General features: G+C 52.3%; 17 protein-coding genes. 8 read left to right on the forward strand and 9 right to left on the reverse strand.

Features of this window, described 5'->3' with window-relative positions:
• Positions 1 to 6: 6 nt before the first annotated feature.
• Positions 7 to 561: a hypothetical protein gene (locus SynBIOSU31_RS03335; protein ID WP_186492026.1), complete on the reverse strand. Its 555-nt coding sequence runs from the start codon at positions 559 to 561 to the stop codon at positions 7 to 9.
• 129 nt (positions 562 to 690) lie between these two features.
• Between SynBIOSU31_RS03335 and SynBIOSU31_RS14690 the strand changes: the two genes are divergently transcribed.
• Together SynBIOSU31_RS14690 and SynBIOSU31_RS03345 are read left to right on the forward strand one after the other, a co-directional pair.
• Positions 691 to 1,083 carry a glycine zipper 2TM domain-containing protein gene (locus SynBIOSU31_RS14690; RefSeq protein WP_255477331.1) on the forward strand — a complete coding sequence of 131 codons (393 nt, stop codon included), beginning with the start codon at positions 691 to 693 and terminating at the stop codon, positions 1,081 to 1,083.
• On the forward strand, positions 1,083 to 1,454 hold the full coding sequence (locus tag SynBIOSU31_RS03345; RefSeq protein ID WP_186492028.1) for an MGMT family protein: 372 nt from the start codon (positions 1,083 to 1,085) through the stop codon (positions 1,452 to 1,454). The genes SynBIOSU31_RS14690 and SynBIOSU31_RS03345 overlap by 1 nt, the downstream gene beginning before the upstream one ends.
• Here SynBIOSU31_RS03345 and SynBIOSU31_RS03350 read toward each other — a convergent pair.
• A complete protein-coding gene (locus tag SynBIOSU31_RS03350; RefSeq protein ID WP_255477332.1) occupies positions 1,433 to 2,152 on the reverse strand; it encodes a phycobilisome rod-core linker polypeptide in 720 nt (239 codons plus the stop codon). The genes SynBIOSU31_RS03345 and SynBIOSU31_RS03350 overlap by 22 nt on opposite strands.
• Before the next feature lie 108 nt (positions 2,153 to 2,260).
• Positions 2,261 to 2,518: a hypothetical protein gene (locus tag SynBIOSU31_RS03355; RefSeq protein WP_186492030.1), complete on the reverse strand. Its 258-nt coding sequence runs from the start codon at positions 2,516 to 2,518 to the stop codon at positions 2,261 to 2,263.
• A gap of 2 nt (positions 2,519 to 2,520) precedes the next feature.
• Here SynBIOSU31_RS03355 and SynBIOSU31_RS03360 point away from each other — a divergent pair, with 2 nt between their 5' ends.
• The 3 genes from SynBIOSU31_RS03360 (at position 2,521) to SynBIOSU31_RS03370 (ending at position 4,857) form a co-directional block, all read left to right on the forward strand.
• Positions 2,521 to 3,873 (forward strand): 16S rRNA (cytosine(967)-C(5))-methyltransferase, encoded by a 1,353-nt coding sequence (locus SynBIOSU31_RS03360; protein WP_186492031.1) that lies wholly within the window; start codon positions 2,521 to 2,523, stop codon positions 3,871 to 3,873.
• Positions 3,874 to 3,992: 119 nt separating this feature from the next.
• On the forward strand, positions 3,993 to 4,397 hold the full coding sequence (locus tag SynBIOSU31_RS03365) for a ribbon-helix-helix domain-containing protein (RefSeq protein ID WP_186492032.1): 405 nt from the start codon (positions 3,993 to 3,995) through the stop codon (positions 4,395 to 4,397).
• Between the two features lie 58 nt (positions 4,398 to 4,455).
• A complete protein-coding gene (locus SynBIOSU31_RS03370; protein WP_186492033.1) occupies positions 4,456 to 4,857 on the forward strand; it encodes a hypothetical protein in 402 nt (133 codons plus the stop codon).
• 566 nt (positions 4,858 to 5,423) lie between these two features.
• On the opposite strand, the gene SynBIOSU31_RS03375 is transcribed toward SynBIOSU31_RS03370, so the two are convergent.
• A complete protein-coding gene (locus SynBIOSU31_RS03375; protein WP_186492034.1) occupies positions 5,424 to 6,128 on the reverse strand; it encodes a hypothetical protein in 705 nt (234 codons plus the stop codon).
• A 73-nt stretch (positions 6,129 to 6,201) separates the two neighbouring features.
• Here SynBIOSU31_RS03375 and SynBIOSU31_RS03380 point away from each other — a divergent pair, with 73 nt between their 5' ends.
• Both SynBIOSU31_RS03380 and SynBIOSU31_RS03385 read left to right on the forward strand, forming a co-directional pair.
• Positions 6,202 to 6,540, forward strand: a complete 339-nt coding sequence (locus SynBIOSU31_RS03380) for a hypothetical protein (RefSeq protein ID WP_186492036.1) — start codon at positions 6,202 to 6,204, stop codon at positions 6,538 to 6,540.
• 68 nt (positions 6,541 to 6,608) lie between these two features.
• Entirely contained in the window at positions 6,609 to 6,962 is a 354-nt protein-coding gene (locus tag SynBIOSU31_RS03385) for a hypothetical protein (protein ID WP_186492038.1), read from the forward strand.
• Between the two features lie 153 nt (positions 6,963 to 7,115).
• Here SynBIOSU31_RS03385 and SynBIOSU31_RS03390 read toward each other — a convergent pair whose 3' ends face one another.
• From SynBIOSU31_RS03390 to petP, 5 genes are all read right to left on the reverse strand, one after another.
• Positions 7,116 to 7,331 (reverse strand): hypothetical protein, encoded by a 216-nt coding sequence (locus SynBIOSU31_RS03390; protein ID WP_186492040.1) that lies wholly within the window; start codon positions 7,329 to 7,331, stop codon positions 7,116 to 7,118.
• Between the two features lie 261 nt (positions 7,332 to 7,592).
• Positions 7,593 to 9,044, reverse strand: coding sequence for a site-specific integrase (locus SynBIOSU31_RS03395; protein WP_186492041.1), 1,452 nt, complete (start codon positions 9,042 to 9,044; stop codon positions 7,593 to 7,595).
• Between the two features lie 72 nt (positions 9,045 to 9,116).
• Complete coding sequence (locus tag SynBIOSU31_RS03400) at positions 9,117 to 11,123, reverse strand: transglycosylase domain-containing protein (RefSeq protein WP_186492043.1); 2,007 nt, start codon at positions 11,121 to 11,123, stop codon at positions 9,117 to 9,119.
• Positions 11,120 to 12,073: a chlorophyll synthase ChlG gene (gene chlG, locus SynBIOSU31_RS03405; protein ID WP_186492045.1), complete on the reverse strand. Its 954-nt coding sequence runs from the start codon at positions 12,071 to 12,073 to the stop codon at positions 11,120 to 11,122. Before chlG ends, SynBIOSU31_RS03400 begins: the two co-directional genes overlap by 4 nt.
• Before the next feature lie 11 nt (positions 12,074 to 12,084).
• Positions 12,085 to 12,333 (reverse strand): cytochrome b6f subunit PetP, encoded by a 249-nt coding sequence (petP, locus tag SynBIOSU31_RS03410; protein WP_255477416.1) that lies wholly within the window; start codon positions 12,331 to 12,333, stop codon positions 12,085 to 12,087.
• A gap of 77 nt (positions 12,334 to 12,410) precedes the next feature.
• Between petP and hisF the strand changes: the two genes are divergently transcribed.
• A complete protein-coding gene (gene hisF, locus SynBIOSU31_RS03415; protein ID WP_186492046.1) occupies positions 12,411 to 13,190 on the forward strand; it encodes an imidazole glycerol phosphate synthase subunit HisF in 780 nt (259 codons plus the stop codon).
• Positions 13,191 to 13,206: the final 16 nt, after the last annotated feature.

A 13,206-nucleotide genomic window follows, 5' to 3' on the forward strand; every position in this document is an offset into this window, starting at 1 on the left:
CTGAGATCAGCTCTCTTCATCAGCACTTCCTTTGGTACGGCAAAGGTTGTGGGCTGATGAGCAATAGCGTTGGCAGAAGCTGCTCACCATGGCGTTTTGTCCTGAGCGCGACGCCTTGCTCTGAATCTGCCGCCAGACAGGTTTGTCGTTGAGGTACGACTCCAAATTTTGGCTTGCTTCTGAGTCGCTGCCGAGCGGTGGCAGTCGTTCACCAAGGGCGACTCGACTCACCAGATTCCACTCCTGCGGGATGCCATCGACCGACACGATCGGCAAGGCTTCAAGCCTGCAGGGCTGGTTGCTCCGACCACTCTGGTCAACGCCATGTTGACTGGATCGCAGCCAAAGCTCGTTCTCTTGGTCGCAAACCTGCAGGTAACGCAGGTCAGCTGCTTGCAGGCCATAGGTAGCCATCAGTTGGAAGGCGAACCCGTAGCGGCGCCCCATCGTTGTATTCGGCAAAGCTGCCAGTAGCTCAAGGATTTCGGAATCCTGCAGCGCATAGGTGATGGGTTCGCGTTGATTTCTCTTGGGTTGATTGCTTTTGGGTTTGTTGATCAATGGCTATGTCCCCTTCGCTCGGTGTAGGTCACGGAGCCAAGTCATATCTGGATGCAGAATCGCCGAAGTTCAGTCACCTCTTCAGAGGTCGGTCCCAACAGGATGGCTCTATCCATGAATGGAGTCATCATGAATCATTCGGTTCCCGTGAGTCTGTCGGCACTGTTGTCGCTGAGTGCTCTGTTGCCGATGACGGCAACTCCTCTGTTGGCGTATGAGAATCGTGATGACGACCGCTACGCCTATAGCGGCCGCGATGCCTACAACAGCAGTCGGTCCTCCAACGGTCGTGACCATGACGAGAGTCGTGAGTATCTGTATCGACCGAAAGGAACAGCTCAGAGAGCTGCATGGGAGAAGCCCAACTCAGATACCAACAGTTGCGTGGAGGGCAGCTTGATCGGTGGTCTGCTCGGAGCCGGTCTTGGCGCTGTGCTGTCGCGAGGCAATGGCCGTTGGATCGGTATGCCTGTTGGGGGTGCCGCTGGTGCCTTGATTGGTTGCCAGGTTGATGGGGGCTGATGTCTCCATCTCAACGCAGCACATTTGATCGACGTGTGAGAGCTGTTGTTGCTTTCATCCCTCCGGGCCGCTTGTCCACTTATGGCCAGGTCGCAGATTGGATCGGTGCCTATGGCTGTGCGCGCCAGGTGGGTTGGGCTTTGCGGCGTTTAAGCCTGCCAACTCAGGTTCCCTGGCAGCGTGTGGTCAATGGCCAAGGCCGCATCTCGATGAGCCTGAGTCGTGAGGGATCCGACTGGATTCAGAGGGAGCTGTTGATCGCTGAAGGAATTCCTGTGGATCTAGAAGGTCGTCTGCCCCTCAAAAGGTTTCTGTGGGCACCTGATGAAGGGCAGATCGCTGAGATGGGTCAGTTACTCAGGGCGCTATAGGCCACGGTGACCGCCAGGCGCGTGATTTCGATCACCCCAGCGATGACGAATACCGTTGCGAACCGGGTCGCCCAGCGCGGTGGCTGATTGCCTCTCCAGCTGTTAGAGATCCGCATCCACTGGACCTCGGCGGAGGCCGGAAAAGTGATCCTGCTTGCCCGCCCTGAAGCCAGCTGATTGCCGAGTTTGGAGCTTGTTCCGATCGCTTTGTCGCTGAAGGCGTACCCCAGCGACACCGCAGCAGTGCGGTTGAAGGCCGACTGGGCTGATCCCGGTTGGGATTGCCAGGAGCGCACGAACGGCACGCCATGCTCCCCGAAAGCTTCGCTGTATTCCTCTGAATCAATAAGTGAATCCACGAGTGCATTGTGTCCTTGTGAAGCTTGAATCTGAATGGATTCGGACACTTCTCTTTGATGGTGGGGTGGTCTGCCTAGCAAATGTTTGAAATCCAGTTCGATGGTTCTCTGTGGAGAACAGAAATCGTAAAAGTTTTTGCGATAGAAGTCGGACTTAGCGAGTCCCCGGACGAACTCCTGCACGGTGATCCGTCCATCGTGCAATTCAGCCTCAAGAGAGATTGAGCGCTCACAATCCATGACATGTCCATTGCCGTAGACATGCTTGTAGGCAGCTTGAATCGCCATATCGACATCCGCCGCTTCGGCAGAGCCTGCGTATCCGGAGCGCAGTTTCACGGGCTGCTTTGTTGCACGTTCACCACCGAATTGTGTCGCGACAGAGGTGGACGAAAGCATGGCAATTTTTGAAGGTGACCTTGGTATCAAAGAGAGTCTTGAGCCGAACTAAGATTGAATTGTGCGATTCTTATGTTTTCGCAAATAAACAAGATCTTTTTTCAAGTTAATCAGCATTTTGGGTGAAGTTGAGTATCGCTTTTCAGCGATTTCGAATGTTTCTGGTAATGGCGATAGTTTTTGATCTTGTGGTTTTTTGGGTTTGACTTCGATGCGCGCCGTCTCAGGCCGAGCCTTGGCTTGCTGTTTGCGCTCAGTCCAGGTGCTGGGGGTTGCTGGCAGATGATTGAAATCAGTGAAGCCCACCTATGGCTCAACCTGCTGAACCCTCTCTCCGTGATGCACTGCTCTCTCGCCGTGTTGCATGGGACGTTCTGGAAGCAGTTGCGGCCGGGGCTTACGCAGATGTGGCTTTGGAGCGGGCGCTGCGCCGCCGGCCTCTTAGTGCTGTCGATCGTCGCTTTGTCACCGAGCTGTCTTACGGGGCCATTCGCTGGCGACAGTGGCTTGATGGTTGGCTGGATCGCTTGGGCAAGGTGCCTGCTCGTAAGCAGCCGCCGCGTTTGCGCTGGCTCTTGCACATCGGGCTTTACCAGTTGTTGCGTATGGAGCGCATTCCTGCCTCCGCTGCAGTGAACACCACTGTGGAGCTGGCGAAACAGGGAAAGCTGGCCCGTCTAGCGCCAGTGGTGAATGGACTGTTGCGTTCAGCATTGCGAGCCCGTGAGGCCGGCGAAGCGTTGCCTATGCCCGAGGACCCGGCAGCTGCTTTGGCCCAGGAACATTCGCTGCCGTTGTGGCTCAGCCGCGGACTGTTTCAGTGGTGTGGCCCCGAACAGGCTGAGTGCGTTGCCAGAGCCTGTAATCAGGTTCCGCCCCTCGATCTGCGCGTGAATCGCCTGCGTTCAAAGCCTGACCTTGTGGCAGCACTGTTCGCCGAACGGAGCATTGCAACAGCGCCGATTACAGGTTGCCCGGATGGGCTTCAGGTGCTGGAGCCATCCGGTGATCTGCGCCAATGGCCCGGGTACAGCGAAGGGTATTGGTGCGTCCAAGATCGTGCGGCCCAGTGGGTGGCACCGCTGCTGGATCCACGCCCTGGTCAACGAGTGTTGGATGCCTGCGCTGCCCCAGGTGGCAAAGCCACCCACCTAGCGGAATTGATGGGAGATGGTGGGGAGATCTGGGCTGTGGATCGATCCCCCGGTCGTTTGCAGCGGGTGGCAGCCAATGCTGCTCGGCTTGGCTGCAGCAGCATCCATGCGCTGGCGTCTGATGCGTCGCAGCTTGGGCAGGAGAGACCGGAGTGGCAGGGCCGCTTCGACCGGATACTTGTGGATGCACCGTGTTCCGGCTTAGGAACGTTGGCGCGCCATCCCGACGCTCGCTGGAGAGTCACAGAGGAGTCGGTTGCTGAATTGCTGAAGCTGCAGATCGGCCTACTGAATGGTCTCCGATCTCTGCTGGCCCCAGGTGGGCGTCTGGTTTATGCGACTTGCACCATCCAACCTTCAGAAAACACCGAACAGATCCATGGTTGGCTGCAGGCCCATCCTGATCTCGTGCTCAACTCCGAGCAGCAGCGTTGGCCTGACCCCGGAGGGGGAGATGGTTTTTACGCCGCAGTGATTACTGCACCGGGAGATAACAGCAGTGGCTGACTAGGATTTTAGGATTATTACAGTGTTTGAATAACGTTGGACTAATTGGTTTGTCCGACAAGAGCTGGAGGTTCCTGCTGCCAGCTGCTATGGTGTGTACCTATTAAGCACCGTGATACATGCCTACAGCCTTAGACAGAGTTCAGGTACTGCTGCAGCCTGATGAATATGCAGAGCTAACCCTGCTTGCGAAGGAAGACCGGAGATCTCTTGCTGCAATGGCTGCTGTTCTCATCTCAGAAGCCATCAAGGCTCGGGTGAAGAGTGGAGACTTTGTTATTGACCCTGAGGACCCTGCTTATGCAAAGGCTCGGGAGCGCCAGTTAGAGAGAGCCGGGATTACTCCAGAGGCTCTAAAGAAGGTGGATAAGGAGTTCTGGGACAAGGCTGCTGAAGCAAAGGCTCAGTCCGAAGAGGTCATGAAGAACACCAAGGCAAAGAATAAGTTGGCTTCTACTGAGGAACTTGAGGCTCAGATGAAACAGATGATGGAACAGATTGCTGCTCTAAAATCTCAGGATTGACTCCAAGCTTTAGAGTCTTTACTGTCTTGCTAAAGTAACGAATATTGATTTTAAGCTGATGCTATCGAAGGTGCTTGGCTTCTCGCTGATTCTTTCATCCCTTGCTATATCCGTGAATGCACAGGTGACAGAAAAAGATGTAACAGATAATTGGCAACGAGGTGCATTCCAATGGCCAACGAAAAAACAGTACGCCTCTTTCAAGTTTCTAGGGAAAAATTCTGAGTTTGCAGTTGCATTCATCTATCCAAGCAGTTTCATTCAGTGGGATGATCGGATGCCATCGCTTGCCATGGTGGATTGTAAGTCTTTTGAGATGATCGGTGGATGGCTGGTAACTGACAGCACTGACGAGAAGCTAGTTAAAGATCCCACGAAGCAGATTGAGGAGGCACAGCAGGTTGTCAATGACTTCTGCACTACACACAGAAATCTCTTTCCAAAAGCTGCTATTTATTAGAGTATTGAGATGTAAATTGGTATGAATCACCAGGTAGCAGATTTGATCTGCAGCATCTCGCGTGATGCCTGGCTATAAGATGAACTAACTGACAAAGAGGATGTCCTGATGGATCCAACGTTAATGCCAGTAGTTATTTCTGTTATTGGCTACAGCATCATCCTTGCAGTTGGTGGAGCCTGTGTTGCAGCTGCGCCATAGTTAGTGTTACTTAGCCATGAACGGTTAGTGATGCCTACTATTCTAATCATTGGATGTAGTGCACATCAACCATGCTCTAGTCCAACAAAATTGAGTGGCTTAGTCCAGCAACCTAGGCAGATGCACTGGCACCACTGCATGGTGCTGTGTTCATTGGAATCACAGTGCATTCATTAGATGGCCTATCTATCTAGCTGGACTGGCTAGCACCGCTGAATCACGCTGGCTGGCAGTTATTAACACCTACTAGTGGCACAGTAAGCACCACATAGCACTATGGAATATGGGTGCGAACTAGACACCCGGCACGGGGATAAGTCCAACTACAACACCTTCTTGTAAGCCTTCAGACTTTTTTATTATTTTTAATCGATATTATCATAATAAATATTTTCTAATTCATAAGCACCTATGCCGTATTCTGACAGTAATTCTGACGGTGGCTGAGTAAGAACATAAGCCCAAGCCAATTGAATATCCATGTGAATATCATCTCTAATATCCATGAAAATATCCCCTTTAATATAATCTGAAATATCCATGTAGATCTCATTGAAAAATTGACCTGTCATTCCGTGATTACCGAAGGTATGGTTCGTATCGACAGGCTCTAGACTATTTTCGTTGGGATAAAAAGTTATGCCGTGCAGATGCGGCGTTCCAGAATGAAGAGCATTTTGCACATCCATTTGAATTACATTGTCAATAGCTATATATGCAGTCTGAGTAATCTGACCACCGAAATTTCCGTATTGATCTGGATTTCTATCAAAGTCCCACGCACTTCCACCTGGAATTTCTACAGGAAAGCTAAACCAGGACTGACCGCCATCAAGAACTGAAGGAATAAAATCTAACCCGTATTCCCCTAGGTTTGTACCTATTATTTCATCTAGATTCTCTTGTATCTGACCGTTAATAGCAACAATAAAATTTCCTTGTAAATCCATCACATCGTCTCCAACAGACGCAATCGCAAACGGAATAGATTCAGAAAAAGTTAATTCAATTGAGTTATCACCACTTGTAGAAATGATGTTACTGCCAGGCTGACTATTTGTTTCAGTCATTATTGCCTAAAGCCGTTGTTGATAGAAACAGGGTAGCAAGGTATTGTGCTAGTGACAGAACGGGAAGCAAACAATGAAAACCATTCTTTTACTAGCTGCTCTTGTTATGTCTAGTGTGCCAGTAAAAGCTGATGACACACGGCTTCTTCATAGATCAAAAGTGGTAGGAGCTTTAGCATTTGCAGAGTGCCTTGTAAGGAAGGGAGAAATAACAGAAAAGCAAGCAAAAGAACTAATGAATGAATATGTAAGCGAGAATCCAGAACTCAATGCTGCATATTCATGGTCATTAACATCTGACAAAGTATCTAAAGCTGTGCAAGCATTAGTTCCTCATTTGAGCTCTGATTGTGGCGAACTTACTATTTCAGAAGATGAGGCATTGCGATTAGCTGGACCTTACATGAATTAACAGACGCTCAACCAATGAAGAAATTATCAGTCCTCCTAGGCGCTCTGCTCCTCTCAGCATCACCTGCTGTGGCACAGGATATTGTTTTTCTTAAATGTGATATCACGTATTATGGCACTCTTATTGATGCTGAAACATCAGATGTTGTTGACTCCATGAAAGAAGAGTACACAACGGGTTTTATGATTGATCTAAGGAATGAAACTCTTAATGGATGGCATGATACGCCAGATCCTGTTGAGATTAGGGATGGGGAAGTGATATACAAGTATGTAAAAGATGATAAAACATTAAATATGACGATGAAGTTCAATCCACCTGGAGAGATGTTAGGAACTGGAGATGCGTCCGTGGTCGTGGATGGTAAAAAATATAATTTGATGTTGCGTATGACTGGTAGTTGTAAAGGGGCTAATCAATGAGACTTCCAACCCTCCTGGTGCTCTGCAATGAGTTTCTGAAGGGTTTGGATAGACCCAGTTCGTACAAGTAGTTCTTGCTGTAACTCTTGGAACTGTTGCTGCCTAGCGTTGTATTCAGTGATGGCTAGTTGCAGGGTCTCTTCTAGGTTGTGATTACACATCTGTTTCTTCCTCTGGTGTAGGTGTAGTAGTTGCTGGTTTAACGAGACCAGTGCTCATCTCATAGACATATCCAGGAGCAACCATTGATGCTGCTAATGGTGATGGCCGTTTCTCGAACTGACGTGCATTGGCTGGATACTTAAATTCGAATGATGGATAGACTGGAAGCTCTTCTGTTGTTGTTTTAGATTTACGTTTTGAGGACATTCTGATTACGATTGGTAAGTTTTAGAAGTTGTTCAAACTCTCTTGACTTGATAAGCATGATGTAAGCGTTGTTGCTGACATCCATCTCATCTCCAAGAGTTAGCAGTGCTGTGTAGATATCCCACAGGTCATCTTTGATGTTGTTCTTCCATTCACCAGATGCTTTGCTGTAATCCCTGAGGGAGCTAATCCATTGATGAAAGAGCGATTCTATTTGTACTGATATAGGTACGGTCATTTAATAAGTCCATTGGTATTAGGTCAATAATCAACATCCCACTCAAGGATTTCAGGAAGGATCTCTTTCCTTCTGCCGGGTGTGAATGCCGCTGCTTCTTTAGTTGCACGTTCTCTGGCTGGTAGGCGTGCATAGATCTTTTGCATCACTGACACATCGTGACCTAACAGGTCTGCAGCAAGTAGAGGATCAACACCCATTCTTTTGAGTTCCATAGCTCTGTAACTACGGAATGAATAGGGAGTGTATTTACGGTCTGTTAGCTCTGCACCTTTGAGCTTTGTGTTGCACCTTTCCATAATGGTTTCCCAGCCTGTGGCATAGGTGCGTTCAGCTAGTCGTCTCCATTCATTGTGAATAGGTAGTGCGAAGACCAGTGTGTCTTCAGTGAGCTTGAGAGAGCCTCTTTGTTTGGCTAGCTCTTTACGTTGCCATTCTTTCCAGGCTAGTAAGCGTTCAGCTGCTCTACAGGAGACCTCTCTGGCTTTGTGAGTCTTGGAGTGAAGGATTCTGATGTGAGTAACTACATCATCAACCATTCCAAATGACATCCGTTCTGGGTTGTCTTCTGGTAAGTCAATGATGCGTTGAATGTCTATCTCTGGGTTCTCTATGCTGAGCTTCTGCATGTTCTCTTCGAACATCGTTTTGCTGAACCGTTTGACATTATCGAATTCAATATCAGACCATTTGACACCTAAAGCTTCACCGGGTCTACAGCCACTAGCTCTAAGGAATGCAAAGAAGGCCCACATCCTGCGTCTTGAGTGCAGCCATCTCCCATTAAGTATCCAGCCTCCTTCTTTAACCCAGGCGTGCATCTCTTTCCAGAAGACTGCTAGGTCACTGTCTCTCCAAGGCGGATTGGAGTCGTAATCGCTGTCCTTTGGTTTGACAGCAGGTATGAGCTTTTTGTTGATGAGTAGAGCTGCATCTAGGTGACCAGCTGTAACTAGGTGAACTATGAACTCTTTGAGGTGAGTGAGTTCCCGCCTCCAGGTCCAGATGGAGTACTCAGCTCTGTAAATCGGGTAGTTGTCAAAGCAACCAACCTTGATCTGGTCTGTGTAGGTAAGACCTTCCTGATTCAAGAAAGGGATGAGGCCATCCATGTTGGATTTCCTATTCCTCAACGTCGCATCTCTGATGAGACCTGCTCGGTGCTGCTTAATGAATCCCTGATGCCACTCGTGCATTAGGTCAACAATCTTTTGCTTGCGCTTCTTTGTGCTGCCAACGGTTGAACCTCTCTTTGGCTTACTGCCTGCTTTGAGGTTCTGAGACAGTCCTATGAAGGCATCCAAGGCCATGCTTTTGGCCTCAGTGAGAGATCCAGCCTCTTCGAGCTTCTGGCTCCTGTAGGCACGTCTGGATGCGTCGTAAACCCTGAGGAAGTAGGTAGAGGGATCACGGGTATAGGTGAGTAACTCAGCTCTCCCGTCCAGCACCTGTTCCTTATGGGAGATAGCCGGCATTTGTTAGACAGGCGTTAGACAAGCAGTGTGTCAGACCTTGAGATCCCTTTCTACAGCTGATGCTATCTGCCGCTACTGCACCGGCAGCGGTCTGAAGTTTTCATCCACTGGTGGACCACCAGCTGGTGCGATGTAGCGCCTTGGAGGTGCGCCCGGAGCGACTGTTGTTGGTTCTCCGCTGCTAAAAGGCTGGTCACCATTACTTTCTGAGGCAGCGTCTCCTGTTGTGGTGCGGCCCTGCTTTTTCGGTCCTGTGAAGGGGCGGTTGAGGACTGGTTTGGGAGGAAACTTCTGGATGTTGTAGCTGCCTTTGACAGTGGTCATGAATTGCTTCCAGGCCCAGGCAGCCTCACCGCTGCTGCTTTTGGTTTCGGCGTTGTTGTCGTAGCCAAACCAGACCGCTGTGGTGAGTTGTGGGATGGAGCCGATAAACCACAGGTCCCTGGCTCCTTCCGAAGTACCGGTTTTGCCCGCTACAGGGCGATCATCGAGTCGGGCAGCAGCACCCGTTCCTCCTGTTACCACCCGTTGCAGCATCCAGTTCATGGCGTCGGCTACCTCGCTGTCGAGGGCCCGACGCCCCTTGTCGCCATCAATGCGCCTGCTCCAGAGAACGTTGCCTTCAGGACCGCGGATTTCTTCGAAGGCCATTGGTTTCACGTACACCCCGCGATTGGCAACTGCGGCATAGGCCGCGGTCATGTCGAGCACGGTCTGCTCATAGGCACCGATCGCCATCGGGTAGTACTTGCCCAGAGGGCGCTCGTTGCCAATCCCGAGCTGGTTCGCGGTGCTGATGATTGCGTCGAAGCCCACCTTGTCCTGCAGCTGCACGGCCACCGTGTTCAGAGAATTCTTCAGGGCATCAGCTAGTGAAATTTTGCCGAAGTATTTGTTCTTGAAATTTTTGGGGCAGTAGCCGGACCAGCAGCGGGGCGCATCCACAAAGATGTCCTCTGGCTTCACTCCCGATCTGATGGCGGCGGCATACGGAAAGAGCTTGAACGTGGATCCCGGCGAGCGCAGACCTTGGGTTGCTCTGTTGAATTGACTGCTGCTGAAGTTCTTGCCGCCTACCATCACGCGCACTAGGCCCGTTCCTGGTTCCATCGACACGATCACCCCTTCGGTGTTGAAGGGGGCAAACTTCCGGACCACTTGCTGGGCTTTCTTCTGCCAATCAAGATTGAGGCTGGTGCGGATCTTCAGGCCTCCAACTTCAATTTGCTCAGCAGTGAGCAGCTGCGGCAACTGCTGGGCCACCCAGCTGGTGAAGTACGGCGCTGAGCTGTTGAAATATTTGGGAATGGCTGGTTTGAGATCGAGCGGGCTGGTGCGCGCCTGCTCGGCTTCGCTTGCGGTGATGAAGCCAGCCTGTTGCATTCGATTCAGCACGATGCTTCGCCGCTCCAGGGCAAGGTCTGGATTGACCAGAGGCGAATACACCGATGGAGCAGGGGGTAGGCCCGCAATCAGTGCGGCCTCCTGAAGGTTGAGTTGATCTGGTGTCTTGGAGAAATACACCCAGGCGGCATCGGATAGCCCATAGGCGCTGGCGCCGAGATACACATAGTTCAGGTATTGCTCGAGAATCTGCTCCTTGCTGAGTTGGCGTTCGAGTTTGTAGGCCAGGGCAGCTTCCTTGAGCTTGCGCGTGATCGTGCGGTCCTGGCTGAGGAACACTGTTCGTGCCAGTTGTTGGGTGATCGTGCTGGCGCCTTCCCGCACGGCTCCTTGACGCACGTTGCGTACTAGAGCCCGACCGATTCCCCAAATATCAACGCCGTTGTGGTCGTAGAAGCGTCGATCCTCCGCGGCGATGAAGGCCTGCTTCACGAGCAGAGGCATCTTCCCGGGTTCGATCTTTTCACGAGTCGCGGGCCCCAGCTTTTGGATCACCGCTCCATTACTGGCCAGCAGGGTGATCGTGCCGGGTCTGTTGAAGCGGCTGATGCCGCGTGCATCGGGGAGCGTTGCATCGAAAGCGCTGACAAGAGCAGATTGCGCCAGAGCCACGCCACTGCCGATCACAACGGCTGAACCCCCTATCAGAATCCAATGACGACGGGTGCGGATCACATGACTTGGGTCAGAGGGCTGTGACCAATCGCTAAAGCAGTGACCAACATGCCGAGCACCAGGAAGGGTTGCGCGCTCGCCTGATACTTCACGTCATAGGCCACGGGATCGCGCAGCAGCCAGATGTCCTGGAAGGTGATCTGGGGCACGATCAGCAGCACAAGAAGAACAGCAGCAAAATGCTGCCCGATCGCGATCAGCACCGCAACCATCAGCAGCTGAAAAAGATCAATCATTCCAGCGCTGATCCAGCTTGCGGGGCCAATCCCGAATGCAACTGGAAGTGACTGAAGGCCAAGTGCACGGTCGCCCTCAACACTCTTGAAGTCGTTCACGACGGCGATGCCCAGTCCTGCCAGGCTGTAAGCAAGGGTGAGCAAAGCGGTCGCCCAGGTGAGCTGTCCGAACAGCGCCTGCCCTGCCCACCAGGGCAGGGCGATATAACTCGCACCCAGGGCGTAGTTCCCTAACCAGCCGTTCTGTTTGAGCTTGAGAGGAGGGGCTGAATAGATGTAGCTGACGAGAGACCCGCCGATAGCCAGCAGAAAGAGAACGGGGGTCTCATGGTGGGCCCACTGGTCGAGCCCCCAGGCCACAGCCAGCCCGCTTAGCAGCAGTACCCAGATCTGCAGCCTCACCTGTCCGAGTGAGATCGCTCCGGAGGGGATCGGCCGATAAGGCTCGTTGATCGCGTCGATTTCGCGGTCGTAGTAATCGTTGATGGTCTGGGTGTAGCCGGCAAGCAGCGGACCACTCATCACCATGCAGATCGTGGCGGCAAGAAAGTGATCAAGCCGCCATTCGTAGTTTCCGCTTGCCGCAGCACCGCAAACAACTCCCCAGATCAAGGGGATCCAGGTGACCGGCTTCATCAGCTGCAGACGCAGCTTCCAGATGTTGGTGGTGCCGCTGGCACCCTTCATGCCGAGCAGTTGTCGGGCGTCACTCACAGAACTAAGCCTCAGGCGGCGACGATCTCGTCTTCAAAGAACCAGGAGCTGGATCCATCACTGAGCTCGACGACCACTCCAATCCCTTTGCCATCGACTGTTCGGAACTCAGTGACGGTGCCGAAGGCATCACTTTTGAGCAGGTCAACCATGCCCTGGGGAATGCGATCACGAACCCGGGTCACTCGAACTTTGCTTCCAACTTCAATGGATTCGAGTTGAGGTGTTGGAAGAGGTTCGGAGCCGGTTAATCGTTTGATCAGATTGAGAACATTTCCCAGCATGACCTGCAAGGCTTGGAAAGACGCTGCACCTTAACAGCCATGTATCGAATGCCATGGTCGCCCTGCGCTTGATTCCCTGCCTTGATGTCGCCAAAGGGCGCGTGGTGAAGGGTGTGAATTTCGTAGGACTTCGCGATGCGGGAGATCCTGTCGAGTTGGCTTGCCGTTACAGCCAGGCCGGTGCTGATGAGCTGGTGTTTTTGGATATCGCGGCCAGTCATGAGGGCCGAGCCACTCTGGTGGATATGGTCCGCAGGACATCGGATCAGGTCACCATTCCCTTCACGGTTGGTGGCGGCATCGCTTCGGTGGAGGGCATTACCGAGTTGTTGCGGGCCGGTGCTGACAAGGTCAGCCTCAACTCCTCAGCGGTGCGAAGGCCGGAGCTAGTGAAGGAAGGCGCGGATCGCTTTGGCTGTCAGTGCATCGTGGTGGCCATTGATGCTCGCCGACGGCAGGCAGGCGGCTGGGACGTGTATGTGAAGGGTGGACGTGAAAACACCGGCCTGGATGTCACCGCATGGGCACGCCGGGTTGTTGAACTCGGAGCTGGCGAAATCTTGCTCACATCCATGGATGGTGACGGCACCCAGGCGGGGTATGACCTGGAACTCACGCGGTCGGTCGCACAGGCCGTACCCGTGCCTGTGATCGCTTCCGGAGGCGCCGGTTGTCTTGATCACATCGCTGCCGCCCTCGACGACGGCCCAAATGGCGGGCAGGCTTCCGCGGCACTGCTGGCATCCCTGCTTCATGACGGAATCCTCACCGTTGAGGCGATCAAGTCGGATTTGCTCGGCAGAGGTCTGATGATCCGCCCTCTGGAGACTTGACTTCTCATTAATGTGT

The sequence above is a fragment of the Synechococcus sp. BIOS-U3-1 genome, from assembly GCF_014279975.1.
GTDB lineage: Bacteria > Cyanobacteriota > Cyanobacteriia > PCC-6307 > Cyanobiaceae > Synechococcus_C.

Coding starts and splice junctions, on each gene's coding strand:
- SynBIOSU31_RS14690 (WP_255477331.1), top strand. CDS start 691: ATGAATCATTCGGTTCCCGTGAGTCTGTCGGCACTGTTGTCGCTGAGT.
- SynBIOSU31_RS03345 (WP_186492028.1), top strand. CDS start 1,083: ATGTCTCCATCTCAACGCAGCACATTTGATCGACGTGTGAGAGCTGTT.
- SynBIOSU31_RS03360 (WP_186492031.1), top strand. CDS start 2,521: ATGGCTCAACCTGCTGAACCCTCTCTCCGTGATGCACTGCTCTCTCGC.
- SynBIOSU31_RS03365 (WP_186492032.1), top strand. CDS start 3,993: ATGCCTACAGCCTTAGACAGAGTTCAGGTACTGCTGCAGCCTGATGAA.
- SynBIOSU31_RS03370 (WP_186492033.1), top strand. CDS start 4,456: ATGCTATCGAAGGTGCTTGGCTTCTCGCTGATTCTTTCATCCCTTGCT.
- SynBIOSU31_RS03375 (WP_186492034.1), bottom strand. CDS start 6,128: ATGACTGAAACAAATAGTCAGCCTGGCAGTAACATCATTTCTACAAGT.
- SynBIOSU31_RS03380 (WP_186492036.1), top strand. CDS start 6,202: ATGAAAACCATTCTTTTACTAGCTGCTCTTGTTATGTCTAGTGTGCCA.
- SynBIOSU31_RS03390 (WP_186492040.1), bottom strand. CDS start 7,331: ATGTCCTCAAAACGTAAATCTAAAACAACAACAGAAGAGCTTCCAGTC.
- SynBIOSU31_RS03395 (WP_186492041.1), bottom strand. CDS start 9,044: ATGCCGGCTATCTCCCATAAGGAACAGGTGCTGGACGGGAGAGCTGAG.
- hisF (WP_186492046.1), top strand. CDS start 12,411: ATGGTCGCCCTGCGCTTGATTCCCTGCCTTGATGTCGCCAAAGGGCGC.